Here is a 25,559-nt window from a genome sequence, read left to right as displayed (position 1 = left end):
TTACCCCCACGAAAATCATCCCGTCGAGGAGAGTAAACCGTTGCATCGACTTCCGCACCATCGAGCCCTCGGCCTATTTTGTCACATCACGATCAATCTCGGTGGACCGACCCGCCGTGCATGATCTCGATGACACCAAGGAGCGTCGCGTGCCGGCATGCCTGTGTGCCCTACTGAACTGCCTGGCCAAATTCACACATCATCTCGGGTGGCGGTGTGGACGGCGAATCGGCCAGCTATTTCTCCAGCGAGGCCGCCGCCTTGTACTGTGCGTATCGTTTCCGGTGAATCTCGTAAACATCATCGAACGTGACGCAGATGACTGCGTTCGAGTCGATGAGCACCTTGTTGGAACGCCACCGAAGCCGGGTGCGCTTCATGTCGTCCAGGCTTGCCGACCGCCCGACGACCAGTAGGCCGGTAAACGAAACGTGCCCGTAACCGAAGGTCTTCGTGAAACCATGACTCTTCTTGTAGTCGTCGAGGTTAAAAAACCAGTCCGTCAGTTGGCTGAAGCCGTGCTCAAACCTCGCGTTCCACTCGGGGTTGGGCCGGTTCGGCTGTTTCTTGAAGATGCTATCAGGTCCGCCGTCCTCGAACTCGACCACGCAGAAATGGGCGGCCGACTTGCTTCCCACGAGCAGGTCGGCCCGGTAGTCGCCGAAAAACGGAAACTCATATACCAATTCGGTTGCCGGTCCGATGTCAGGGGCGAAGGTCCCAAGGAAGGCCGACAGATGCCTGCTGGCCTTGAACAGCGGCTGGATGTCATCCCTCTCAGACAGGTCGGTCTTCGACGCGAGGAGGTTTCCCAGCTTGGTCAGTTCTGCCTCGAACAAGGCGTGGTCGAATGTGATCGACTCGAGCACAGCACCCACTGGCGATTCCCTTCTAGTGGGCGGCGGTCGTGATGATGGACTGCTTCTTGGCGACGTCGAGGACGGTGATCGTGTCACCTTCGATCGTGAAGAAAATCCTGGTGTCCGTGCTCGTCCGGAACACGCGGACACCGGGCACCTCAGCCAAGGCGTGTGAGTTCTCTCGCACGAACGGGTCGCCGTCCCAGTTAGCAAGGTGAACGAACCAGGCGTGGATCCGTCGGACCTCATCGGGGCCGAGGGTGCGTAGAGCTAAATCGACCGCGGGTGTGGTGACAACCTTCTTCATGAACTCATTCTACACCGCTGCCGGTCGACTGCCAGCCCCAAGCAAGTGGCGCGAGACTGGTAGAGGCACGCTCAGGACGGAAACGGCGACGGAGGAACCCGGCGGCCAGACACCTAGACAGGGCAAAGCAGTGGATCTGGGCAATGAATTGAGGGCTGACAGTCAGACAGCACTCTTCCTAAACCACCCAATTTACCCCGCTACGGTGCCTGGCCACATTTACGATGTCATCGTTGAGTACGACCGCGTGAGCGACCACCATAGGGGACGGCCACCCCCATCAGCCGTCGAGTGGTCACCGCAAGAATCGCCTCCGATGCTTCGCCTCGGGAGAAACCTCAGAGTATCCTGTGGGGATGGGACGTTCAACCGAAGATGGCGTTCGCCACGGGAGGAAGGAACGCACGATGCCGACTCACTCAAAACGATGCCGTCCATTCACTCTTGGGGACGCGATGATCCTCGTGGCTGCGACTGCAATTGGTTTGTGGGCGATACGAGTCGGTCCCTACTCCATGGCGATAAATCAGGTGGACGGCCGCGAATTACTTGGCCTCATGATGCCACTTCTGATGACTTGGACACTTGGATTTCTTGTCTTGAGGCTGCGTAGGCCCCGGCCGACTCGTCGCAGACTGATGAGACAGGCCGGTCTTATAGCCTCAATAGCAGTCGTGCTGAATGATTCACTATTATTCCTGATTTATTTTCCTAGCGTCAGTTCACGGCCTGGCATGTGGAATGACTTGTTCTTTCTTATCGTTGACCCTGGCATCGAAGTTCTCCTATTGAGTGGCCTCGCCGTAATTGCGTCTTGGATCATGTTCGCAATCGCGGGCAACATTAGAGGAGTGGCCGGATGGATTGACGGCTTTGGGATCACGCTTGGTTTGGGCTGGATCATCCTGACGCTACTCTGTATTTGCTACGAACTCTGACGACAACGCCCCGGCGATCGCGATTTTGCGAAAGTGACGGAACTCGAACTGGCGAGGCCGATTCCTGATCCCCTTCATATAGGGGGCATGAACGCATTATGACTACTTAAAAATCCAAATAAGCGTATCAACACAGTGTCGTTCCTCCGCAACCACGGACGGCCGCGGAAACTGTAAATTCGCTCCGTCCCTTTTCTCCCCGTTTTCGAGTTGATCCTGCATCAGGGAAGCGATGAGGAGGAGAAGTGAAGCCCAAAGCCGAATCATACCTCTATTCGATTCAACCTGACCAAGGCTACTTCGACGCCGGGATGGTCGAGACCGACAGACAGGTTCTCATGGGCCTCTTCTGCCCTGATCTGATCATCATCTTTTTCGATCGGGCGGGCAACCTTCTCAACCACGAGGCTCGGCACCTTGAGTTCCTCGTGTGCGTCCGGTGAACCCCTTCTTGCGGCCCATGCTACGATCGGTGCATGGCCGAAAGGGGGTGAACTATGGGCCGAGTGGCAGGATCGAGAAACGGGCGGGAGCCGTACTGGCGGCTGGTTCTGGCCCGGTGGAAGCGGAGTGGACTGTCGGTCCGGGCGTTCTGCCTGGCCGAGGGCGTGAGTGCGCCGTCGTTTTATTGGTGGCGGCGGGAACTCCAGCGGCGCGACCAGCCCAAGCCCGCGTTTCTTCCTGTGCATGTGCTCGCCGACAAGGCGGAGTCGCCCGCCGGGAGCATCGAGGTCGTGCTGGCCAATGGACGCTGCTTGCGGGTCGGGGCCGGGTTCGACCTCAGACCCTCGTGCAAGTCGTTGAACTGCTCGAAGCCGGAGAACGGTCATGGTGAGCTTGTCTCCAACCGTCCGGATCTGGCTCGCGGCGCAGCCGGTCGATCTGCGAAAATCGTTCGACAGTTTGGCGGCCCTGGTCCGCGACGGGCTCCAGGGCGATCCGCTCGGGAGACATCTTCGTCTTCCGCAACCGGGCCGCCGATCGCATCAAGCTCCTGATTTGGGAGGAGGACGGGTACGCAATCTGGTACAAGCGATTGGAAGCCGGCACCTTTCGCTTTCCGCCGTCTCCGGAGGCTCAGCTCCGCGTCGAGGTCCGCGCCGCGGACCTCGTCATGCTCCTCGAAGGGATCGACCTCTCGAGCGTGAAACGCGGCAAACGCTATCACCGACCCGTCCCCAGAGCCACGGTGTGAGTCCCCGGCCGGCCGCCGCGTTTTCCAAAGAATCATCGAATAATATAAGAACCTCATGCGTCTAAAGTGCATGAGCGAAGACGCCCGCCCCATCACCTTTGAAACCCTGCCGATCCCACGGCGACGTTGCCCAGTGATCCTGCCTTCCTCCAGCAGATGATCATCGAACTGCTCGCCGCCCTTCGCGAAACACGGCGTCAGAACGAGGAATTGCAACATCGCCTCGACCTCCTTTGCGGCGGCTCTACGGCCCACGCACCGAACGCTTCGACCCCAATCAACCGCTGCTTATCCCCGACGCCTTCAGAACCGCTGGCCCCGGAACCCGAACCCTCGGTCACCGGCGACGCGGTCGCACCCGAGCCCGAGCCCGAGCCGGGTGCGGCCCCGCGAAGAAGAATCGATCTCACGGCCGCAGGCCCTGCCCAAGAACCTCCGCCGCGAGCCTCGGGTCTACGAATTGACCGAAGCCGAACGCCGCTGTCCGCAATGCGGCGAGACCCGAGCCCAGATCAGCGCAGAACGCAGCGAGCAACTCGACTATGTGCCGGCGACCTTGTTCGTGGTCGAGCACGCGCTGCACTTACGCCTGCCCGCACTGCGAAGGTCAAGTCGTCACCGCCGGCAAGCCAGCCCAGCCGATCCCCAAGGGTTTGCCTGGACCGGGACTACTAGCTCATGTGATCACGGAAAAGTATGCCGATCATATTCCACTCCATCGCCAGGAACGCCGCCTGGCCCGGCAAGGGGTGGAGCTGTCACGCTCAACCCTCTGCGACTGGATGGCCGGCGCCGCCCAAAGTCTCGAGCCGCTCTACGACCTGATGAAGACATTGGTCCTGTTGTGCGGCACGATTCACACCGACGACACGTCGGTGAAGCTGCGGGACTCGGAGCGAAAGATCAAGGCCTTGGCCCGGCTCTGGATCTACTTCGGCGATCATCTTTATCCTTACAATGTTTTTGATTTCACGAGGAGCCATAAGCGAGACGGTCCGAGTCTGTTTCTCAAGGGTTTTCGCGGTTATTTGCAGGCTGATGCCTTCAGCGGCTACGACGGCATCTACGCGGGCGGCAACGTCGTGGAGGTGGGTTGCAACGCCCACGCCCGCCGCAAGTTCGTCGAGGCGCAGAAGACGGACCTAACGAGAGCGAGTACGGCCCTGGCCTACTACCGCCAGCTCTACGCGATCGAGAAGCAGATCAAAGCAGAGCTCGCCAAGCTGCCTGAGGACGCCAACGAGCCGACACGGGCCGCGATTCGGCTACGGGTGCGCCAGGAGCGGGCGGTGCCAGTTTGGGAGAGCCTCGAGAAGTGGCTGAAGGAGGAGCGACCGCAGGTGCTCCCCAAGAGTCCGATGGGAGGGGCGATCGGTTACATGAAGAACCACTGGGAGGCGTTGAAACGGTACACCAGTTCGGGCTACCTGTCGATCGATAACAACGTAGCCGAGCAACATATGAAGACAATCGCGACTGGACGAAAAAACTGGCTTTTCACTGGGAGTGAGACCGGCGGGAAGACCATGGCCGTGCTGTTCAGCGTAGTGTCGAGTTGCCAGCGTCACGGTCATGACCCGTTCGTCTACCTGCGCGACGTGCTATCCCGATTGCCGGTGCTTCCCAAAGAGAATCTGGCCGACCTTCTCCCTGACCGTTGGTCGCCTCCCCAAGCCGCCGATCCTGCGGCGACCCCAGAGGGTCCCATCGCCGACGGTTCCCCGAGCTGACAACGGCTCCCGCCGGCACTCGAAACGCGGCGCGCTCCCACCGCGGTGTTCGGGCCAGGCTCGACACGGGTTCGAGCGCGCGTCGCGTCTGTTGACGCCGGATCATGACACCGCGCAGGGTTTCGACCGACGGTCACCAAAGTGGCCGAGGCCCCTCGGCCAGTTGCGAAGGGGGACGTGGTCCGCCGGACGCACACAGTTCCTCCAACCGCGGAACGGCGTCTTTGAGTTCGACGACGTGCGGATTCCGCCTCGCCTGAAGCAGTGGCAGGCTGAGTTGGGATTCCGACCAGGAACGATCCGCGTGAAGAAGTTCTCCATTGCCGATTACGGGATCGGCATCGAGGACTACCCCGACCATTTCGGCGAGACACTCGAAGACCCGGACGCATCCGACGATGAGAAGGCGGATATGCGGGAGTCCATCGAACTCTGGGATGCCGAAGGGCAGTTCGTCCTCTTCTGGGGAAACGACTACTGGCTCGACGGCTCAGGCGAAGTTGTTTCTTCTTGATCTCGGCTCGATGCGTTCCCTCCGTCTGGGAGGCCGCGAGGAGACCAAACGATGCGATTGCCTCGCGTGCGGCTCACGGTGCGGCAAATGATGGCCGGAGTCGCTGCCTTGGCCGTTATGCTCGGTAGTGTCCTCCAATGGCGGTGGCATCAACTCAGCCGGGAGTACTCGGCGACCGCCAAGCATTTCGCTGAAATGGAAGCCGGAGAGCGGTATGCGATGGCGATCACTGAAGCGAACCTGGCCGAATTCAAGAAGGAGTTGCAAGGGCTCGACCCGAAGTCGCAGAAGACTCTCTTGGTTAAACGACAGATCGCCGAGGAGGCGAAATACCTGGACTTCATGAAGGCGAACGCTCGCCACTCCAGTGCAGTCCGGGCCATCCACGAACAGGCCGCTTCGCGTCCCTGGCTTCCGCTGGCTCCCGAACCGCCAATGCCGTGATAGCGGAGATGACGGCGTTCTGCTCAAGCGGGAGGGTCAGCAACGCCGTCATCTGCGTCTCACTCGTCGTACTTCAGGAGGAACTTCGGGTTAATCACCTTGAAGCTGAGGCGGCCGCCGATGTCCTCGTCATATTCCTCCGCGAGCGGCCGGAGCACCACTCCTTCGCGCTGGACCTTCGGGTTGAGGACGCTGGTCCCCTCCGCTTCCGCCACGAGCTGATCGACGGAGTGGTCGAGCACCAGGGTTCCGAGCTGAGGCACCGATTCGAGCTGGATCTCCTCCAAAGCGTCAGGGACACGGCGTGATCCAAGAGTTGATAGGCATCCACGTTCAGGACGTTGAACACCCGGAGCGTCACGGCCGGCAGCGTGTACTTGTTCTTTTGGATACCCGGCCCGATGACCTCTGCCTGGATCGCCAGATCGAAACCAAGCCGGTCGCGGGCGGCCCGGAGCTTCTCTTCCAGCCGCAAGCCCTTTGCAACCCGTACCAGCACGTTCGATTCGTCGGCCTCGTCCATCCAGAGGTTTCGGCTACAGATCCCGAACTCCCCCTGTCGGATGAAGGCCGTGCACGACGTGCCGTCGAGCTTCTCCGTCACGTAGAACGTCTTGCCGCGATGCCGGACCAGCACGGACTCCAGCACCTGAACGCGGGTCTCGTCGGTCTTCGGGAGGAAGCCGGCGAACGGGCCCTTCACCTTCCCACCCATGCCGACCGGCAGCGGCGGCTCCCACTTCAGGATGCCGAGCAGGTCGGTGACGTCGGCCCCCTCGTCGGCCGGAGCTCCGGGCGGCAAGATGGTGAGCGGAAAGCAGATCCCCTGAGACACCTGGCCGCGAAGCCTGACTGTCTTGATTCGGAATCCGGCCGGGAGCGTCACGGCGCCGGTGGCATCCGTCTGGGCGGGCTTGAAGCTGCTGGCGCGGAGGAACTCGAACTCCGGCCGCTCGGGCAGGAGCGAATCGATCTCGAGGTAGACGAGTTGATCGCCCGGCTGGTGTTCGCCCTTCTTCACCACGACCCACCAGCCGAGAACGCGAATCTTCTCGATGGCGTCGGCGTTCGGTATCGGCTCGACGGCGTTGACGGTCTGGATACTGGCGAGTTTGCGCATGGCTGCCTCCCATCCTTTCGTTTTCATGTCGACACGCTCAGCGGGTCTTTGGTTCACGGGGATTGAGCCTGCTCCCGGGGCCGAGTGCACTCGCGTACAATAGAATCCGCCATGAGCCGGACCGCACTTTCACGGGGCTGGCTTCGGAACTCGAGCTCCGATCGCGCGTCCTACTTCAAGGATCTTGCCATGCCTGCGAGCTTCCGTTCCTGCCTCGCCCTTGTGCTGATCGCGGCACTTCCGGCCCGCGCCGATTCCGTCTGGGTCGAGGGCGAGCGGCCCGAGCGTGCAGCCGTCACGCGGCATCCCTTCTGGTACGATCAGGTCAAGCAAGCGGAGCTCTCCGGCGGCGACTTCATCACGAACTGGGGCGAGTCGCCGGGCGTGATATCCTACCGCGTGCTTATCACTGGATCGGGTAATCGCGAGTTCTGGGTGCGGGCCAACCCCACGGCGGCTCGGTTATCCTACCGGCTGAACGGCGGGGCCTGGAAAGCCATCGACCTTGAGAAAGGCCTTCAAGATCGCCTCAACATCGCGGCGGACGCCAAGGTCGATCTTCGATTCCTTGCCTGGCTGAACGTCGGCCGCGTCAGCCTGAAGCAAGGCGCGAACACCGTCGAGTTTCGGATGGACAGTGCCAACAACAATCATGGCGCTCTCGACTGCTTCGTCCTGGCCGATGAACCGTTCACTCCCCGCGGCACCGCCAAGCCCGGCGAGGCCCATTCCCGGACCCCAAAAACCGAGGCTGAGAATCCTGGGTGGTTCGTTTTCGATCCGCCGGCGGTCCCGCAGGCGAGTCCCGCCGGGTTTGACCTGCGGACGCTCAATGAATCGATGGCCGGCGATGGCGGGTTCATTGGCGTCAATGGCGATGATTTTATCCATTCGAAGACCAAGGTTCCCGTGCGATTTTGGGCCGTCAACGGTCCGGCGTCCAAGCACTACGACGACCTGCGTCGCGAGGCTCGCATGCTCGCCAAGTACGGCGTGAATCTCGTGCGGGTCCACCACGCTTACTTCGACGGCAAGACCGGCGCATTGAAATCCGACGAGATCGCCCACGCCCAAGACATCGTCGAGGCCATGAAGCAGGAGGGCATCTACACGCACTTCTCTATTTACTTCCCCCTGTGGTTGAGCCCCGACCCCGATAACCCGGTCCTCCGGGGATACGACGGCCAGAAGAAGCCGTTCGCCGCCCTCTTCTTCGACGACGACTTCCAGGCGCAGTACCGCGACTGGTGGAAGGCGCTCCTCACCACCCCGAGCGCAAGAACCGGTAAGCGGCTGATCGACGAACCGGCGGTCTTCGGGGCGGAAATCCTCAATGAAGACTCGTACTTCTTTTGGACGTTCACCGATCAAAATATCCCCGACCCCGAACTGCGAATCCTCGAGAGCCGGTTCGGGGACTGGTTAAAGCGGAAGCACGGCTCGCTCGAGCAGGCACTGGCGGCCTGGGAGGGCGTCCGGCTGCCCCGCGACCGACCGGACGAAGGACGGATCGCCTTCCGGCCACTCTGGAACATCGCCAACGAACGCAAGGCGCGTGACAAGGACACGGCCCGCTTCCTCCTGGAAAGCCAGCGCGGCTTCTATGAGGCAACCTACAAGGAGCTTCGCACGCTCGGCTTCCGGGGGTTGATCACCGCCTCCAACTGGACGACCGCGAGCCAGGCCATCCTTGGCCCTTTGGAGAAGTACAGCTACACATCAACCGACTTCATCGACCGCCATGGATACTTTTCCTGCCTGGCCAAAGGGGAGAACTCCGAGTGGTCCATCCGCAACGGCCACACTTACGCCGACCGAAGCGCCCTGCGGTTTGACCCCGAGCAACCGGGGAAGCCGAAGGAATTCGCCCACCCTGCGTCCGATCCCCAATACGGCTCCAAACCGTCGATGATCTCCGAGACGACCTTCAACCGGCCGAACCGGTATCGATCCGAAGCCCCTCTCTTCTATGCAGCCTATGGAGCGCTCCAGGACAGCGACGCGATCGTCCACTTTGCCCAGGACAGTCCGACCTGGGCGGTCAAACCGGGTTACTTCACGCAGCCCTGGACCCTGATGTCTCCCGCCATGATGGGCCAGTTCCCCGCCGCGGCGTTGATCTACCGCAACGCACTGGTCGAGCCGGGGGCGGTGCTGGTCGGCCTCGACCTGAATCTCGGGGACCTGTTGTCCCTGAAGGGTTCCCCCCTCCACCAGACGGCCGCGCTTGATGACCTCCGCCGCAAGGACGCGACTGGCCATTCCGCGGGACTCGCCACAACCGAGATCGATCCGCTCGTCCACTTCGCGGGCCGAGTCACGGTCGACTTCACCGACAAACCGGGACATGTGAACCTGAAAAACCTCGCCCCGTTCGTCCAGCGCGACGCGCAGGTGGTGACGGCCACCCACGGCCAGCTTCGACTCGACTACGGCCAGGGAATCCTCCGAATCAACGCCCCCTCCGCCCAGGGTCTGAGCGGCAACCTCCGAAAGGCCGGCCGCGTGCGGTTGGCCGACTTGACGATCGAGTCGCCCCTGGAGCTCGGCCATATCGTCGCAGTATCGCTCGACGAGGCGCCGCTCGTCAGATCGAAGCAGATCCTCCTGCAAGTGATGTCGGAGGAAAAGCCCACGGGCTTCCAGACCGTGCCAGTAGCCGATGGTACGAAACGGATCGTGAGCTTGGGGACCGACCCGTGGCTCGTCCGTGAAATCGCCGGCAACGTCGCATTCCATCGCCCCGACGCGAAGGATCTCCACGTCAGCCCCCTCGACTCCAATGGGATGGCACGCGAGGTGACGGGTCGTGGTGATGGGTTTCGACTCAAGCCGAAAACTCTGTACTATCTGTTGACGACCTCGAATCCATCAAAACCGTGAATCACAACATTCAATCACACAACAACAAATTACAGATTCCCGTTTGGGTATGGCTGTGGTCCCGGCTGACCGTGATTTCGTTGATGCTCGGTCGCTGTACCCGCTGAGAAACCCACCCCAACCTTTCGCGCGGGGATACCCCCCCTGCTCGCTCAACAGATGAACCCGTAGAGGCTCATTCGTTGAACTTGCCAGGGGCGAAATCGATCGCCCGCGTCTTGCCATTCGGTGTTAGGAACATTTGCATGAGAGGAAATCCGTCCTCGGGTCCGATAAAACAACGCTCCAGCCGTCCACGTATCGCTCCGACTTCCCGTGGCGTGTGTCGACTCCATAGCGTCCGACCCACCGACTGGCGTGAGGGATCTTCAGGAACTTTGCCTCTGCGATCTTCTCCGCCTCGGTCCGGCTAATCGGGCGAAACCAGTTCATGACAATCGCGGAGATCGCCACGACGATCATCAGAGTGGGGATCGTGAACCGCGGACGCAAACGCCTCATCGTCGGTGCCTCCAGAACACCATTCGATACATTCACAATCATCGGGCCCATGCGTTTCCGGGGTTGTCGCCACCACCCGGGAGAGGAGGTCGAGCGATCCGTCCTGCCATGGAGCGGAATGTGAGGAGGCTACCCCTCACGAGATCCTCGGTAGCGAACTCCTTGGGTCGGGGCTCGCCTTCATCAGCGATGCAGAGCCGAAGCCTGCCGAGATGGAACTCGTATATTCCCAAGAGAGTGACCGTCCTGTCCTCAACCGTGCGGACCAGGTCGATCCAAGCACGTTCATGCGACGGGTCGAGCCGAAACGATTCCTCGGGTTGGCTCCAGTCGTCCACAAAGACGGAATAGCGATCGTCGTCAAACGCGTAAACGTATAAACGTTTGCTCACATCCTGCATTTTCCCTTGGGACTCCGTGGCGAGGCCCCTCCACCCTCCGCGAAACCGCGAGAGTTCGGCGATGACGGCGGTCGCGTCCTGAGGAGCGGTGACGGGTTGGTCTCGCCGTTCACGTTCGAGCACTTCGAGGTCCTGGACCGTGACGCGGTTCGGGTTCGCGCGCAACCGAGCCGCTTTGGCTCGGTCGAGGCTCGCGCCCCGGCGATCGAGAGCAGCCAACCGATAGCACGCTCGTTGGTCGTAGTACTCGGCGACAAGGGGCTGACGCTCGATGGCGGAAGTGATCTCCTTGATCGCGGTTGCGCGGTCGGAGAACCAGTAGTGAGACAGGAACGAGCGTTCGAACAAGGCCTTCGTCGGATCGGGAAGCAGGCGAATGGCTTCCGCGAAGGCCTCTCGGGCCTCACTCTTCTTCGCCAGACCGACGAGTATACACCCCCGTTGATAATGGGCTTCTCCGGATGCCGGCCGATACCGCAAGTATCGTTCGACATCGGTCAGGGAGTCTTCCCGCGAGTGCCCGAAAGGCCACTTCCCATCCACGTTGATGGACTCGTTGATTGCGGTCCCGCGCAGTAAATAAACCTCGGGCGACAGGAATCTGTCCTCCCAGAGCGCGGTGTCGAGGCAACGAATCGCAGCGATCCAATCGGACTGGGCGATGTGCCGCTTGGCGGCGTCGACCTCCTCGATCGCGGCTTGGTGCAACGCCACTGCGATAAAATAAGACACAGCGAGCAAGACGGTCGCCCCAAGGCCGATCAAGCCCCCACGATGGTAACGCGCGAGCCATCGGCTGACGTGCTTCATCGGTCGCCACCCATTGATGAACCAGGGCCCGCGTAACCAGGCGCTAGAATACAGAATGAGAGAACTCCTCACTCGCGGGTCACGAACGCCGCTAACTCATCAGACAAAGACCACTCAGCACGATCATCAGCGATAACAAGATCACGGCGAGCTTGACAGCGAGGAAAACTCCTGGGCTCAACACCCACCTCCGTCGCGGCGAACTACGCACGTGGCTCCGGCTGTAGCTGCGCGATTCCGGGTTGAAGAGGCGATCGGTCCCCGGTGCTGCCAACAGCAAGCCGAAACTCACCGGGATGAGGTGAATCGTCAACGCCACCGCCGCGATCCAGTACGCTCGCCCCTGAACCGCCAGAACAAACAGCACAAGGGGCGGAATCGAGGGAGGCACCAGAAAGGCGAGCGCCAACCAACGCGCCACTGGCGCATACCGGCGCAAGCCTCGCCCAACGCCCCAGAACGTCCATGCGCCGAGGACCGTGAGCAGCACCGGCAACCCCACGATCACAATGAGTCGGCGGGTCTCGGTGTCTTGTGGACCGGAAAAGATCTGGCGTGCAATCCCTTCGAGCCAGACGACCACCACGTAGTTGCCTACCCCGCCGAACATCTGCGCGACGATCACGAGCCCGAGTATGACCGTGACCCCGGCCAGAACCTGGAAGATGGAACCGAGCCCTCGAACCGCGTACTCGCACGGGTCATTAACATCGCGCATGTCGTATGCGTCTGCCTCGATCACCAACACGTCACCATCAGCCGGCTCCGTTCGCGGCTGGGCGGTGTCCGATCGCGCACCCTGGCTCAGCCCATTTCGATAAGACAAAATACATATCCTTCACATTTCTTAATTTCACCACAATCCCCAGGCAATAAATCCGGCCGCAACGGTCGCTCAGCGAGTTGTGAGAACAATCGCGATATCGAGCGAACTCCGTGCATTATCAACATGCGAGCCACAATACCAGAATCCTGAGGATCACAACATTCACTTCAAATAGGTGCCCAACTCATCCGATGACGCGAGCCAGCTCGGCGAAGACATCCTCCTCGCTCTGTCGCGTGCGTTTGGTGTTCGTTCGAGCTCGGCCTCAGGTGGGTGACCCTCGAAACGTCCTGCGAGCCTTATGGACCGATCAATCTATAAGATTGACGTGAGAAGAGGTCTGGGAGGTTCCGCAAGGATGGATTTGTGATTGCGCAAGGCCCTGCTTCGAGAACGGCCCCGGCATCCTCGTTCGATGTCAGTGGGAGGGATTCCGCACGGAGCGAGGCGCCGGGCAAGAATCCCCGGCGCCTCGTTTGGAGTGCTCCGTCGCGCCAGACCGATCATCGCGCGGATCGGGTCGCGTCGCCGCTGAGTACGAAGGCCGCCCAGAACCACGGCGGGGCGCCCCCCTTCTTCTTGAGATCCTTGACAAGTTTCGCCTGCGAGCGCCGGAGGGATTCGTCGGCTGGCGTCCCGCGTGCCAGTTCCGAGAAAAACTCGGTGGTCAACTGGGTGGTCTCGTCAATCGGTACCGGCCAGAGCGACCCCATCACGGTTTTCGCTCCTGCGAGGTGGAATGCCAGATTCAGGCCTACCAGTCCCTGCGTCGTCTGGAACTCGCCGTATGAAGTCGCGCAGGCGCTGAGCACCACCAATTCGGTTCCGCGGAAGTCCGAGGCGAGGATCTCCAGTCCGGTCGCGACGCCGTCGTCGCCGGGCCGATCGTCGAGCTCGCGCCGCTCGTTCGCTCCGGCGAACGCGAGGCCACACCGCAGCATCGCACTGTGTACGCCAAGCGGAACATCAGGCAGCGTGCCGTAGTAGCCGTGGGTGCTGGCGACCAGGACGCGCGGGGGCGGCAGCGCGAGCGCGGCGGACTCGCGAGCCTCGGCACCCAGGAGGATGCGCGGGGCCGTCCCAGTGTAGGCCTCAAGATGCGGGGCGATCGCTCTGGCCTCCGCCTCCGTCTCGGGCAAGGGACTGAAAACACCGTTCCGGGCACCCTTGGCCCGCCCAAGGTCATAGTCTGGGTCGGCCACGATGAGAGAAGCGCCGGCCGCCAGTGTCCGAGGTGAACCGACAACGCCCCGGGCGACATGCCGGCCCGACAAGACGTTCGAGGTCGCGTGGTGGTCGACGACGAGTTCCCCGTCCTCGAGACCCAACGTGGCCCAGGGGATCAGCCATGTGAGGGAGTGAGGGCTGATGATCCAGCGCTTGGCGTCCTTGATGTAAGGAAGCAAGGGGTGCAGGAGGATCCGGCTCACATCGACGGAGGCCTCCGTCGCTTTCTCTTCAGCTTCGCGTCGCGCGGCCGCATCATCCGTTGCGGGCGGCCCGAGCGTGCGCACATACGCATCAACCGCCTGCCATGTCTCCTCCCCATCGGCGAGGTCGACCATCCGGACCTCACCGCGTCCAGAGGGAGGGATGATGAAGGCGATGTCGCGACTCGACTTCCAGGCCATGACGCCCGCGGGCTTCTCGAAGTCGTACTCGAGGAAGCCGTAGAAGTCGACCAGGACGGAGTCGGGCGGCAATGCCGCGCGAACGCGGTCGATGGAGACCCAATCTTCGGCCTGAACGGTGCCTGCGGTGACGCGGGCCGCCTGCCGTGCGATCGTCTTCACCTTGGCGAACATGGCGAGAACCGCGTCAGCCCGTCGACGCTGGATTGCGGGGTCGCCTGGGTTCCGAACCGGCTTGACCGCGAGGACGGCGAAACGCCGCCAGGCGTCGAAAAGTTGCTCGCGCACCTTGGCGACCGCCGGCTGGTCGCTGGCCCGGAGGGCGGCGAGCTGCCGGGCGAACATCTCGCGGCGGTAGACTTTCGTGTTGAGGACCCACTCCGCATATTTCTCGATCTGCTGACGCGTCGCTTCCCGGCGCCGGGCGAGCGAGAAGGCCAGGTGATACGCCGCTTGTCCTTCCGCCTTCGCAAGGACGTCAAGCGAGAGGACGTCCATCGACCGGCCGTCCATGTCGTGGAACAGGTGAAACAGGCGGTCGCAGGCCGCCTCGGCATCGTCCCAGCGCTTCTGGAAGCAGGCGATCTCGGCTTGCGCCAGGACGACACGGGCGAGCGAGAATGCGGACGCCTTGGGATGCTCGCCAAGCCGCTTCGCCGCCTCGTCGAACTTCGGTCGAGACTTCGTGATGTCACCGGCCTTGAGTTCGATCAGGCCCTCATGCTTGGCGATTTCCCCCTGTTTCCTCCAGTCCGCCAGCTTCGACCGGCGCAGTGCCTCGATGAGCTCGCGTCGTGTCGTCTTCGTGGACTCCGCGAAGGATCGTCGCAATGGCTCGGGCTGAATGTTGTTGGCGAACGTGGTGTCGCTCGATTGCGTGAGATCGCCGAGATAGCCGGCCAGGCGGTCCAGGACCGCGTACGGCTCATAGGCATTGGAGCCGTATTCCTTGAAGGCATCATCAATGAGGGCGCGGTATTTTTCGACCATCTCCTGGGGAGGAAGGAGGTCCCGGAGAACGTCCGTCTCCTCGAAGCGACGTCGCAGGTCATCTCGCGCCGGCGTCTCGGCCACCTCGAATGGCGGCCGATCCCCGGCCGCCGGTGACGCCGCCCGACTCGCGCCCGCAAAAACAAGAACCGCCGCCACAAGGCCAGAACCAAAACGCATCATATCCGCCGTCCCTCGTCCGCCACGTCCATGCCCATCGCTCTATCGCCCCGCTGAAGGGAGTCCCATCATCCTTGATAGGATAGGTCGCCGACAGTCCTTCGCGTGCGAATGTGGCCATGCACCTCAGTAGGGCAAGTTAGATCATTTGGGAAGAGTGTCGTTTGACTGTCGGCCCCAAATGCATTGCCCAGATTCTCTGCTTTTCCCTGCCTAGGTGCCTGGCCACCGGGTTCCCCCCAGCCGAGGTGGGTTAGCCACGCGGATCACGGCTTTCACGACGGAAGGGGGCACCTCGCGGTTGGTCGCGGAGGCGGACCCTGCGAGTTACCACCTCTTTCCAGTCGTTTACTCGGACATATTTCCACGCCACGTCGAGGCGATCATCCATCACGCCCTGTCTATTGGATGGGATCCGGATTCACGTGGTGAAGACTTCCGGATCGCCGACTTTGTGCCCATCGTTGTAGCGACTGGGGTTGTCGGGAAGAAGATTCAAGCCGCTTGCGATGAATAGCAACCGGGGATCAAAGTAGTCTGAGCAAAGGAGTGGCTGGGTCGGCAACGAGCGGATCACGTCACCTGGGCGGCCAGGACAGAGGAGTGAGATGCTCCCAGGCCCACTCGAACGCGGCAACGTCAATGTGTCGGGCTTACCAATGGAACGCAACTTCGTCACCTTCAACACCGGGCTATTTCTCGACGACCAGCCAGACGACGAACTTGGTCAATGGTTCCTGGGCGAAGACTGTGCGAAATGGTTGCACTCAAAGTTGCTCGCGGTCGAAGGAATGGCGCCTGGCGTCGAACCGCTGGAAGAAGATTGGGGTGGCTGGACGTTCAGAGTTCGAGCATACGGCGTCTGGTTCTGGATCAACATCTGGCCCGGCCTCCAGGAGCGCCGGACTTGGATCATCGGCATTGAACCGAGACCAATTCTGGCCTTCTTGAGCAAGCGAGCCAGGGTGGCGAAGGCCAAACTGTGTGATGCGATTGACTCGGCCCTCGCGTCCAGCCCGGAGGTCACAGAGTGCCGATGGCTCGACAAGCATCCGGACTGATGATTCGGCCAGAACAGGGGAGAGCCCCAGCAGGGCGTCACCCATCAGGCAACAGCGCATCCAGCTTGGCAGCTCTGAGCAGCACAAAACTTGACATATTTATTATCGACATTTGTCGATAATCGCTATGCCTCCTTTATTTTTCCGCTCTACCGAAGGTCATAGGACTCCAGCCTCTGGCCCTGGTAAGATTGGGATATCCCCAAACCCCAACAGGAGTCTCCCATGAAGCACGTCGCGACGTTTGCCCTTCTGGTTCTCCTTTGCACCCCGGCGAAAGCACAGTTCGGAGGCATGGGAGGTGGGATTGGCGGCGGCGTGGCCGCCCGCCCCATGACACCGGCCGAGAGCGTCGATCTCGAAATCTTGCAGATGGAACAGGAGGCCGACAAGGCAGTCCTGAAGGAGGCGTTATTGGCCCAGGCACGACTGGGCATGAAGCCGGTGCCCGGCGGAAAGGCGGAGAAAGAACAGTTTGCCGAAGAGACCGCCATGTTGCGTGACTTCATCGCCAAGAAGAAGGACGCGATGACTACCCGAGCCGCCGAAATGACGGACAAGCGGACGGCGGGGAGGCGGGCACCAGCCGCTGCCCGTGCTAGCCAGACGACCGAAGGCGACAACAAGCAGGATGCCGTTGAAAGATACGAGAAGGCAAAGATCGAGGTCCAGCTCCTTCAGGCTCAGGTCAATCTGTTGCAGGAACCCCTCGGCAACGCCGTGACCGCTCTGGCCACGGCTGATATCGCGGCGAGCAACGACGAAACGCAACGAGATAAGGCCGACGCGGCGCGCAAGACTTACGACAAGATCAAGGAGAAGGTCGCGGAGCTCAATAAGCGGCTGTATCAGGAACAGCAGGTGATGCTGCCCATGATGCAACAGATGCAGCAGGTTCAGCAGATGGGCATGATGGGTGGCGGATTCCGGTGATGCCAGGCAGAGGGCGACGGGTAGGTGCGAATGGGGAGGAACAAAGGGGACGGAGGAACAAAAGGGACGGAGCGAATTTCGGAAGCTAGCACTCTGTTGTGCCCGCATGCTACATCAGACAAATAATTCGCTCCGGCCCCTTTGCGGCCCCCGGACTGCCCCGCCGGCTTGTTCGCTCGGCGCCATTCGCCCCGGCTCACCTTTTCCTCCCGCGCGGGATGGCGGCAACCTGATGCTCGTCTTTATAGACAATGAGCCCGGCAAAACTTGTCTTGATAAGTTCAACCGAAAAATTATATTCTTTGAGAACATTTGCGAGCGACCACATTGGCCTGACCATTGGAGAGTCTTGGTGATACCAGAAGATTGCCTGACTCGGAATCTCATCTACCGGAGGGGCAAAAAGATTTTCAGAAAACCATGAAAGTATCCTATCGAGCCGTGCTCGATCGCGTGGGTCGAGTTCGCCTTGGTCCTGCAGATAGCCCGCCGCGGAGAACAGGCCCACTTGCCGGGAAATCCCCGGGAGCTTCTGATGAACGACAAACCGAATAAGACAGTGTTGCATGTTGATAAACCGCAGGAATTTCAGAATTAAATATCTATGTCGATCTGCTCGCAGTCGAAGTAGCAGATGGTCGGTGATTCCGTTGGGGGGAGCATCCGGGCCGACGAAGGGGCTCGGGTCGAGGGATGACTGGGCGGTGTCCCCGTCGCCTGTCCGGCAAGGCCTTGAACGCGAGTGTTGGGCGGCGGACTCGGGCTGAGGATGTGGCCGGCGTGGCGGGCCATGAGCTGACGGGGTCGGAATGGGCGGCCATCCGGGTTCTCTTGCCTCTCCGTAGCGGGTGGCGGACTTGGGCCGACCACCGCACGGCGGTCGAGGGTACCGGCGTCGATGGCCATGCACCTAAAGAGGCCAAGATGCAGAACCTGGGGAATCCACTGAGGCCAGCGACCAGGCACCCATCATCACTGTATTTCCCAGACCTCGCCATTGAGGTGCCTGGCTACTCTCGCTCACCGGCATTCGGTGAGGACCGGTCCGGTGGGCTTGGGCCGGCCGTGCGGTTCGTCTCGGACCAATCGACAGGGCCGGTTCGCCGGCGTTCCAGGTGACTCGGCCCGAAGTGATTCTAGCCCCTCGTGCCCTCCGGTTAAATCCACGGGTGATCCACGGTCAAGGAGTGTGAAATCAATGCGTTCCTACGACCGAGGTATTCCATGTGGCAGAATCGGCTCCGGCGCTGTTGGAAGTCCCTCCTCGGACTCTATCTGATCTCATTTTGCCTGCCGGTCGGCTCTTATCAATGCCCCGGGATCATCGCTTTCTTCGCGTCGCTGTGCGGTTCTCTCGTCTTCCCGCCCCTCCTCGTCTACTGGTTTGCAAATCCGCTCTTCTGGCATGGACTCGCCTGCTTGCGATCGGGTCGCTGGCTCAGCGCGGTGATCTCGGGGGGACTCTCCGGCGCCTTCGCTTGTCTGTGGCTCATCCCCATGTTTTCCGGGCAAACGAGCCCGGTCGGGCGTGAGGACTTGCTCTTATTCGGTGGCTACTTTGCGTGGATGGCGAGCACGGTCCTGCTGGCCGTAGTCTCGCTGGCGGGGTGGTTGATCCCGCGACTTCATCGGCGTCCTCGGTTCCGTCTGAGTTGGTTGATGATCGTGATCGCGACTGTTGCCCTGGGACTTGCCGTCCTACCGCCCTTCGTCAGGCTGCTCGTATGGTTCTCGAAGCCATGGGGGACTGGTATTGGTGCCCCGGGTTAGGCTCTGTCTGATGAACCTTTGCCACTCGCCATCGTAGAAACCTGCCCGGCTGTGAATGAGCACCCGGGAGGACAGGATGGCGGAAATCAAAGGGCCCGGTCGGTGGCCATGCACCTAAAGATAGTAAAACGGAGAACCTGGAGAGCCCGTCCAGGCCAGCGACCAGGCGTCCATCTCCACTGCGTTTTCCAGACCTCGCCACTGAAGTACCTGGCTACTCTTGCTTGTTCGCAGCCCCGCGTCCCTTCCGCCGTCGGAGCAAATGCCGCGCGGGGCACGAAAACAGGATATAGCGATCATCGACAATTATCAATGATCGCTATATCCCCCTTGATTTTCCCTCGCATCACGAGTTGACCTGCTCCGTGAGGGACTTCTCGCTGGGGTCGAAGGTGGCGTTGCCGCTGTAGACCGCCCGGATGGTGAACCGGCCCGTGCGCGAGAAGACGCGAGTGAAGCTCGCCTGGCCGTTGGCATCGAGCGTCACCCGCGCCACCACCTTGGTGCCCACGAAGAACGTGACGGTGCCCGTCGGCGTGCCGGTTCCCGAGGGGTCACGGACCGTGGCCGTGAACTTGACCGCCTGCCCCACCACGACTGGGTTGGCGGACGCCAGCAGGGCCGTCGTCGTCGCTTTATGGGTGGTCGGTGCGTTCACCTGCTCGGTGAGGGCCTGCGAGCTGGCCACGAATATCGGGTTGCCGCTGTAGACGGCGGTGATGACGTGGCCGCCTGCGGCCGCGAAGCTGGTCGTGAACGTCGCCGTGCCGCCGGTCCCCACGGCGACGGTCCCCACAACCACGTTGCCGTCCTTGAAGGTGACCGTGCCGGTCGGCGTTCCGCCCCCCGGGGCGACGGCGGCCACCGTGGCGGTGAAGGTCACCGTCTGGCCGGTGACGGCCGGGTTGACTGACGACCGCAGGGCGACCGTGGTCGCCGCGGGGTTGACGGTGACGGCCGTGGCCGCCGAGTCGCTAGCGGCGAAGCCGTTGGCGCCCGAGAAAGTGGCGGTCAGCGCGTGGGTGCCGATGCCCAGCGACACCGGGACCGTGGCCTTGCCGGTGGCGTCAACCGGCTCGAAGCCCAGGACCGTATTGCCGTCGCGGAAGGTGACGAAGCCGATCGGCGTGCCAGCCTGGGAGCTCACGGTGGCCGTCAGCAACTCGATCTGCCCGAAGACGGCGGTCGCGGTCGACGTGTCGAGCGTCGTCGTCGTCGCAGCGGCGATGACCGGCGAAGATGTGTTCAACAGCACACCGACGGTGTTGGAGGAGGTGTTGGCCGCGACCAGGTCCACGAGGCCGTCGCCGTTCAGGTCGGCCGCAGACACGCCGAAGGGGTCATTGCCGCCGGTCGAGAATCTCAGCGGAGACTGGAACGGAGCCCCAAACGTACCGTCACCGTTTCCGTTGAACACGGACAGCCCGTCCGGGAGGGCCGCCTCCCCCCCCACGGCAGCGTCCAGTCGGCCGTCGTGATTGAAGTCGCCCAGGGCCACATCGCCGCCTCCGCCGGTGCTGGGGCTCTGGAGGATGGGAGCCCGGAAGGTACCGTCGCCGTTACCCAGCAGCACGCCGAGTTGAGAGACGACACTATCCTCACCACCGATGAGGTTGATCACCAGGTCGGACCGGCCGTCGCCATTGGCGTCGCCCACCGCAAGGGACGAAGGCGTGAAGGTGAGGTCCTGGCCGCTGGCCACAAAGCTCTGGGGCCGCGCGAACGTGCCATCGCCGTGACCCAGCAGGACACTGACGGTGTTGCTGAGTTGTTGCGCTGTCGCCACGTCGAGCAGGCCGTCACCGTTGAAGTCACCGACCGCGACCGCGCGCGGGACCGCGCCGACGGTCAGGTCGACCCGGGGCCGGAAGGTGCCGTCGCCTTTGCCCAGCAGCAGGCTGAGGGTGCCCTGGCTATTCGCCGTCACCAGGTCGAGGGCGCCATTGCGGTCGAAGTCGCCGACCGCCACGGAGAGGGGGATCTGGCCGACGCTGAGGATCTGGTGGTTCGGCTGGAACGAGCCGTCGCCTTTGCCCAGCATGACTTCCACCGCGGGGTTCGCGGGACTGCCAGAGGTGTTCAGGGCGACGTCGAGCAGGTGGTCGCCGTTGAAGTCGCCCACCGCCACCGACGAGGCGACTCCCTGGCCGAGGGCGCTGTTGAGGACGTTGGTGGTGACAGCCGGCTGGAACGAACCATTGCCGTTCCCCAGCAGCACACTCAGGCTGCTCTGGAAGGTAGAAGACTGTCCCATGTTGACGACCGCGAGATCCGGCTTGCCGTCGTTGTTGAAGTCCGCCACCGTGACCGCGCGGGGTTGGGCGCCAACCGGGGAAGTGACCACGGGCAGAAAACTGAGAACGGTACGATCTTCCAGGAATTCCAGCGTCAATCTGCGCTGCTGGGCCGACCGCGACATTGGCCGGGACCTCTTCAGCAAGCAATGCAACCTGGACAGTGCCATGAGATGACCCCTCCGAGAAAGTAAAATAAAGAACGAACGCCCCCCACGTCGGGGGCGCAGAAACACGAGGCTCGGGCAGGCGGTGCCGCCTGGTCGGGCGCCCGACGTTTCACCGCCGGGCGAAGACGCGGAGTGGGTCCCGTGGAGCGTCGTCAATCTCTCCGCGGGGAGTTTCGCTCGAGCCGCCAGCCTCGTTTGCGGTGACAAGCGATTTGCATGCAGCTCTCTAATACACGACAAAGTCGCACATGTAATAGTCCGCGTTGACGACTCGTCGGTCGTTCCGTACAAGGTCGCTCCCGAGGGCGGCTGTCCGGTTCAATCACGTCCGGCCTGTCCCCGGAGCAGGCCGCCGCGCATGTAAGTCACTGGGTGGAGAGGAGCGACGAGCCCACTCGACGTGACGCCGGCGGCCTGCGCCCGTAGATGCAAGTTGCAAACGTGGACCGTTTTGGAATTCGAGATGCCGAGTTACGCCCTCGTGCAGGTCATCCCTGTCCACCCGGGGACCACCGCCCCCAGCACCACCTGAGTCAATCCGGGTCGGCGCGCCCGCCGGCCAAATATCTTGAAAAATGGTTCATCCTGATTTCGCGTGCGCTGCTCTTTAGAGCGGTTTACGATCGCATTGCGCACGGTGGAGGAAAACGGGGACTGGCTCCCGGCCCGCTCCATGCTCGGCTTTTCCGGACGACCTGGCGGCCGGGTGCCTGTCCCCATTTTCCGGGCCGTCACGGGCGGCCTCGGCGGAAAGGGGGACAGGCACCTCCGCTGCGCTCCGGAGCCAGTCCCCGTTTCCGCACGTGCTCCTGAGTCTTGAGACCAACCACCGTGCGCAACGCATCCGCAAACCGCTCTAGGATCGTCAGGGAAGGCGAGTCGTTGGGTGAAGCTCAACCCTCCCGAGGGCGGGACCAGAGGCCCCAGCCCCCTGCCCCAGCCCCCTGTCCTTCCCTCTTATCCGTTCAGGCGAACAGAACGACTGTCGCCGGAGTGGGTGCGGCGCGCTTCCGCCGGATGAGCCTGAAGGATGCCGCCCCACTCGGCAGGAGGTGTGATAGAACCGGAATCGCTGGCCATGCACCTAAAGAGACCAAGATGGAGAACCTGGAGAATCCACCGGGGCCAGCGACCAGGCACCTATCATCACTGCATTCCCCAGACCTCGCCATTGAGGTGACTGGCTACTCTGGCTCCCTGGCCATGACTGCCTTATCCGGCGTTCGTGCGCCCGCGTCCTGAGCCAGTCGGTCGCCTGCTGGCGGTCCCCGGCGAAATTTCTCGCCGTGAACGACTCGAAGCCTTTCTTGCCGATCTCGCGGAAATGCTCCACCCCGTGACGCCGCAGCGTCGCGCGTCCTCCTGCTGATCCTGGCGGGCTCCGTTCCATCGAGAAGGGGCATCTGAATCAAACGCATCTTACCAATATCACCGATTTACGGTATCCTAAATTCTAGATGCGTTTCGCCCGAATCGGGTCACACTTTCAGCCCGGGCAGTGACCGCTGGCGTCATGACATAGCACCAATCCCGCTCAACTTCTGGAGGACTTCATGGTCCGGAATCTGGAGCGGTTCAAAGACGCATGGAGGATGGGCCAGAGGCCTCGAATGGAAGACTACCTTTCCGGGGTTGAGGAGTCAGAACTCGGGACATTGCTGCGAGATCTACTCGCTTTCGAGATCGAATGCCGAGTGAATCAGGGTGATGTCCCGCTCCCAATCGACTATCGCAACCGATTCCCCGGCTTGACCGAAGTGATCGACTCCGTATTCGACGAACCGATCTTCTTTCGGGACGGGGAGGGCGACCCGACGGTGAGCCTGTTAAACGTCACGGTAGGCAGGACAATCGAATGGAGACCGCCGGTCCTCGACTGCGATGCGACAGTGAGCCACCACGCCGTCTCCCGTCCCAACTGGGGGGGGCGGGAGCGAACCTCAGGTCCCTCCGCGGGTTTGTCCAGATTAGAGATTCCTGGATACAGGATCCTCGACAAGATCGGTCGGGGGGCAATGGGGTCCGTGTACAAAGCAGTCCACGTCAACAGTAACACGATTGTCGCGATCAAGTTCCCGCACGCACGCCCGACAAGGGATGCGGAACTGGAGAGCCGGTTCGATCGCGAAGCGAAGTTCGTCGAGATGATTTCCCACCCTTGCATTGTGAGAGCGTTCGACATTGGACGGGCCGACGGCAGGCCCTTTTACGCCATGGAGCACGTCGAGGGTGAATCAGTCCGCGATCGGTTAGCCAGGAAGGGAGTATTCGGCGAGGAGGAGGCGATTGGGGTTGCGCTCTCTTGCCTCAAAGCGATCATGTACTTCAATGACAGGAGCCTTGTACATCGCGATATCAAACCCGCAAATATCATGTTGGGCAAGGACGGTTCCGTCAAATTGACCGACCTCGGACTGGTCCACCTGACTTTGAAGGAAGACTGGCGGTTAGAGGAATTCGGCATGCTCGTCGGGACGCCTTTCTACATGAGCCCGGAGCAGGCGCTTAGGCTGGACGAGCTTGACGCCCGGAGCGATCTCTACAGCCTCGGGGCGACGCTGTATGAGATGGTCGTGGGGCAGAGTCCCCATCGTGGACAGACGCGGGCTGCGATCCTGCGATGGCTCCTCGAGGATACTGGCCCACCCCGCTCGCCGAGGTCTATCAATCCGACCGTCTCCCCGGATTTCAGCAGGTTGATAATGGGGATGATCACCAAACGCCGGGCAGACCGAGACGAGCCGAAAGACTCCTTAGAACGGCTCATGCCCCTCCTGAGCAAGGAGACACGAAAGGCCCTCAGCCAGCCGGGATGGGGATGGACGCCGCCTGGTTATCTCCGTTACGAGACGGACCCAGAAGATGTGTCCGAGATCCTGGGCTCGGTGCGGAAGCTCCTGATCATGTCCGATCTCCCTGAGACTAATTCTTGGTGGGAATTGCTCGCTCGTTTATGCGAACATTTTTTACCTCAAGCTAAACAAGAGGCATTCGCACCAGGCCGCATCGATCTCATGGGGAAGGACGAATCCCATCTCTGGGACCTGGCAGCGCTCTGGGCCGCTAGCCACCGGCCCGACCTGATCCTAGTTGTCCCATACAGCATTGGGATACCGGACGGAAGCCCTGAGGGCGACTTCTTCAGGCGTCTTAAATCAGACAAGTCAACACGAATGATTCCCATCATCAGACCAGCCGCACCAGAGAGAGTTTGTTTCTACTACGCGTTCGATTACGCAGATGCGTTTCTTCGTGTGCCTTTTACGACCGACGATTTCCGGAGGACTTTGTACAGCGTTCTGAGGCGACGCAGAGCAACTTAATGGAACTAACGCGAAACCGGATCCCCAGATGGTCCCGCGGCCCCTCTGCATCCGCCAGGATTACTACGGATTGGGGCAGGGCGCAACTTCCGCTTGCGCTTCCTGATCAACCTGCTATTCTCCCGCCCATGCCATCGACACTTTCCACACAATACGTGCAAATGTAGCCATGCACCTCAGCAGGGTAAGCTTGATCATTTGGGAAGAATATCGTCTGATTATCGACCCGAATTCATTGCACAGATTCTCTGCTTAATCCTGTCTAAGTGCCTGGCCACCGGGTTCTTGATCCCAGGTGTACAGAGTCTGGTCGCCGCTGCTGATCTCGGTCTTGGATGCGAGGTTCCCCTCGTCGTCGTACGCATAGGTGTACGTGCCGTCGGAGGTCTGCTGGTTCCCGGTTCCCGTGGCGTAGCCGCTTGTGTTCCGGTTGCCGTTGGCGTCGTAATCGAAGCTTTCGTTGACGAACGTGCCGTTGGTGTGCGTCACCCCCGTCAGGAGGCACAAAGGGGACGGAGCGAATATCGGAAGCTAGCACTCTGCTGTGTGCGCACGTTACATCAGACAAATCATTCGCTCCGTACCCTTTGCGACCCTCCTATGTACCCAGATATGTGAGATAGGGTCACATGCGGGGCTCGGTCGCCCCGATCAAGAGGCTTGACAGCGATCGGACGT

19 protein-coding genes and 3 pseudogenes are annotated in these 25,559 nt (G+C 61.5%); 12 read left to right on the top strand and 10 right to left on the bottom strand.

Features of this window, described 5'->3' with window-relative positions:
• Nucleotides 1-236: 236 nt before the first annotated feature.
• Both V5E97_RS06315 and V5E97_RS06310 read right to left on the bottom strand, forming a co-directional pair.
• Complete coding sequence (locus tag V5E97_RS06315; protein WP_406698460.1) at nucleotides 237-878, bottom strand: Shedu anti-phage system protein SduA domain-containing protein; 642 nt, start codon at nucleotides 876-878, stop codon at nucleotides 237-239.
• Nucleotides 879-891: 13 nt separating this feature from the next.
• Entirely contained in the window at nucleotides 892-1,167 is a 276-nt protein-coding gene (locus V5E97_RS06310; protein ID WP_406698458.1) for a hypothetical protein, read from the bottom strand.
• A gap of 1,183 nt (nucleotides 1,168-2,350) precedes the next feature.
• Between V5E97_RS06310 and V5E97_RS06305 the strand changes: the two genes are divergently transcribed.
• The 7 genes and pseudogenes from V5E97_RS06305 (at nucleotide 2,351) to V5E97_RS06275 (ending at nucleotide 5,988) form a co-directional block, all read left to right on the top strand.
• Nucleotides 2,351-2,548: a hypothetical protein gene (locus V5E97_RS06305; protein ID WP_406698456.1), complete on the top strand. Its 198-nt coding sequence runs from the start codon at nucleotides 2,351-2,353 to the stop codon at nucleotides 2,546-2,548.
• Between the two features lie 54 nt (nucleotides 2,549-2,602).
• Nucleotides 2,603-2,806 (top strand): annotated as a pseudogene (gene tnpA, locus V5E97_RS06300) (IS66 family insertion sequence element accessory protein TnpA); the annotation flags it as partial.
• A 127-nt stretch (nucleotides 2,807-2,933) separates the two neighbouring features.
• Nucleotides 2,934-3,300: pseudogene (gene tnpB / locus V5E97_RS06295) on the top strand (IS66 family insertion sequence element accessory protein TnpB).
• A 379-nt stretch (nucleotides 3,301-3,679) separates the two neighbouring features.
• Nucleotides 3,680-3,832: pseudogene (locus V5E97_RS06290) on the top strand (hypothetical protein); the annotation flags it as partial.
• Between the two features lie 10 nt (nucleotides 3,833-3,842).
• Nucleotides 3,843-5,030: an IS66 family transposase gene (gene tnpC / locus V5E97_RS06285; RefSeq protein WP_406698455.1), complete on the top strand. Its 1,188-nt coding sequence runs from the start codon at nucleotides 3,843-3,845 to the stop codon at nucleotides 5,028-5,030.
• Nucleotides 5,031-5,268: 238 nt separating this feature from the next.
• The gene (locus tag V5E97_RS06280) at nucleotides 5,269-5,544 is read left to right on the top strand and encodes a hypothetical protein (protein WP_406698454.1); all 276 of its coding nucleotides are present in this window, start codon (nucleotides 5,269-5,271) and stop codon (nucleotides 5,542-5,544) included.
• A 51-nt stretch (nucleotides 5,545-5,595) separates the two neighbouring features.
• A complete protein-coding gene (locus V5E97_RS06275) occupies nucleotides 5,596-5,988 on the top strand; it encodes a hypothetical protein (protein WP_406698452.1) in 393 nt (130 codons plus the stop codon).
• A 94-nt stretch (nucleotides 5,989-6,082) separates the two neighbouring features.
• Here V5E97_RS06275 and V5E97_RS06270 read toward each other — a convergent pair whose 3' ends face one another.
• The gene (locus V5E97_RS06270) at nucleotides 6,083-7,108 is read right to left on the bottom strand and encodes an RNA ligase (ATP) (protein WP_406698450.1); all 1,026 of its coding nucleotides are present in this window, start codon (nucleotides 7,106-7,108) and stop codon (nucleotides 6,083-6,085) included.
• A gap of 189 nt (nucleotides 7,109-7,297) precedes the next feature.
• Between V5E97_RS06270 and V5E97_RS06265 the strand changes: the two genes are divergently transcribed.
• A complete protein-coding gene (locus V5E97_RS06265; RefSeq protein ID WP_406698449.1) occupies nucleotides 7,298-9,991 on the top strand; it encodes a hypothetical protein in 2,694 nt (897 codons plus the stop codon).
• 231 nt (nucleotides 9,992-10,222) lie between these two features.
• Here the strand turns inward: V5E97_RS06265 and V5E97_RS06260 are convergent, their stop codons facing one another.
• The 4 genes from V5E97_RS06260 to V5E97_RS06245 form a co-directional block, all read right to left on the bottom strand.
• Nucleotides 10,223-10,492 carry a hypothetical protein gene (locus V5E97_RS06260; RefSeq protein WP_406698447.1) on the bottom strand — a complete coding sequence of 90 codons (270 nt, stop codon included), beginning with the start codon at nucleotides 10,490-10,492 and terminating at the stop codon, nucleotides 10,223-10,225.
• 38 nt (nucleotides 10,493-10,530) lie between these two features.
• Complete coding sequence (locus tag V5E97_RS06255) at nucleotides 10,531-11,703, bottom strand: TIGR03067 domain-containing protein (protein WP_406698446.1); 1,173 nt, start codon at nucleotides 11,701-11,703, stop codon at nucleotides 10,531-10,533.
• Nucleotides 11,704-11,794: 91 nt separating this feature from the next.
• On the bottom strand, nucleotides 11,795-12,529 hold the full coding sequence (locus V5E97_RS06250) for a hypothetical protein (RefSeq protein ID WP_406698445.1): 735 nt from the start codon (nucleotides 12,527-12,529) through the stop codon (nucleotides 11,795-11,797).
• Between the two features lie 503 nt (nucleotides 12,530-13,032).
• Nucleotides 13,033-15,333 (bottom strand): CHAT domain-containing protein, encoded by a 2,301-nt coding sequence (locus tag V5E97_RS06245; protein ID WP_406698444.1) that lies wholly within the window; start codon nucleotides 15,331-15,333, stop codon nucleotides 13,033-13,035.
• A 605-nt stretch (nucleotides 15,334-15,938) separates the two neighbouring features.
• Between V5E97_RS06245 and V5E97_RS06240 the strand changes: the two genes are divergently transcribed.
• Nucleotides 15,939-16,391, top strand: a complete 453-nt coding sequence (locus V5E97_RS06240) for a hypothetical protein (protein WP_406698442.1) — start codon at nucleotides 15,939-15,941, stop codon at nucleotides 16,389-16,391.
• Nucleotides 16,392-16,616: 225 nt separating this feature from the next.
• Entirely contained in the window at nucleotides 16,617-17,324 is a 708-nt protein-coding gene (locus V5E97_RS06235) for a hypothetical protein (protein WP_406698441.1), read from the top strand.
• A 196-nt stretch (nucleotides 17,325-17,520) separates the two neighbouring features.
• Here the strand turns inward: V5E97_RS06235 and V5E97_RS06230 are convergent, their stop codons facing one another.
• Nucleotides 17,521-17,832: a hypothetical protein gene (locus tag V5E97_RS06230; RefSeq protein WP_406698439.1), complete on the bottom strand. Its 312-nt coding sequence runs from the start codon at nucleotides 17,830-17,832 to the stop codon at nucleotides 17,521-17,523.
• Nucleotides 17,833-18,548: 716 nt separating this feature from the next.
• Between V5E97_RS06230 and V5E97_RS06225 the strand changes: the two genes are divergently transcribed.
• Nucleotides 18,549-19,094, top strand: coding sequence for a hypothetical protein (locus tag V5E97_RS06225; RefSeq protein WP_406698438.1), 546 nt, complete (start codon nucleotides 18,549-18,551; stop codon nucleotides 19,092-19,094).
• A 346-nt stretch (nucleotides 19,095-19,440) separates the two neighbouring features.
• Here the strand turns inward: V5E97_RS06225 and V5E97_RS06220 are convergent, their stop codons facing one another.
• Nucleotides 19,441-21,513, bottom strand: a complete 2,073-nt coding sequence (locus V5E97_RS06220) for an FG-GAP-like repeat-containing protein (protein WP_406698437.1) — start codon at nucleotides 21,511-21,513, stop codon at nucleotides 19,441-19,443.
• Nucleotides 21,514-23,111: 1,598 nt separating this feature from the next.
• Between V5E97_RS06220 and V5E97_RS06215 the strand changes: the two genes are divergently transcribed.
• Nucleotides 23,112-24,881, top strand: a complete 1,770-nt coding sequence (locus V5E97_RS06215) for a protein kinase domain-containing protein (protein WP_406698436.1) — start codon at nucleotides 23,112-23,114, stop codon at nucleotides 24,879-24,881.
• Between the two features lie 252 nt (nucleotides 24,882-25,133).
• Here V5E97_RS06215 and V5E97_RS06210 read toward each other — a convergent pair whose 3' ends face one another.
• A complete protein-coding gene (locus V5E97_RS06210) occupies nucleotides 25,134-25,370 on the bottom strand; it encodes a hypothetical protein (protein WP_406698435.1) in 237 nt (78 codons plus the stop codon).
• Between the last annotated feature and the right edge of the window lie 189 nt (nucleotides 25,371-25,559).

The organism is Singulisphaera photorubra, assembly GCF_045290345.1.
Taxonomy (GTDB): Bacteria; Planctomycetota; Planctomycetia; order Isosphaerales; family Isosphaeraceae; genus Singulisphaera.
The sequence above is the reverse complement of the archived record's forward strand: the minus strand, read 5'-3'. Positions and strand labels throughout refer to the sequence as shown.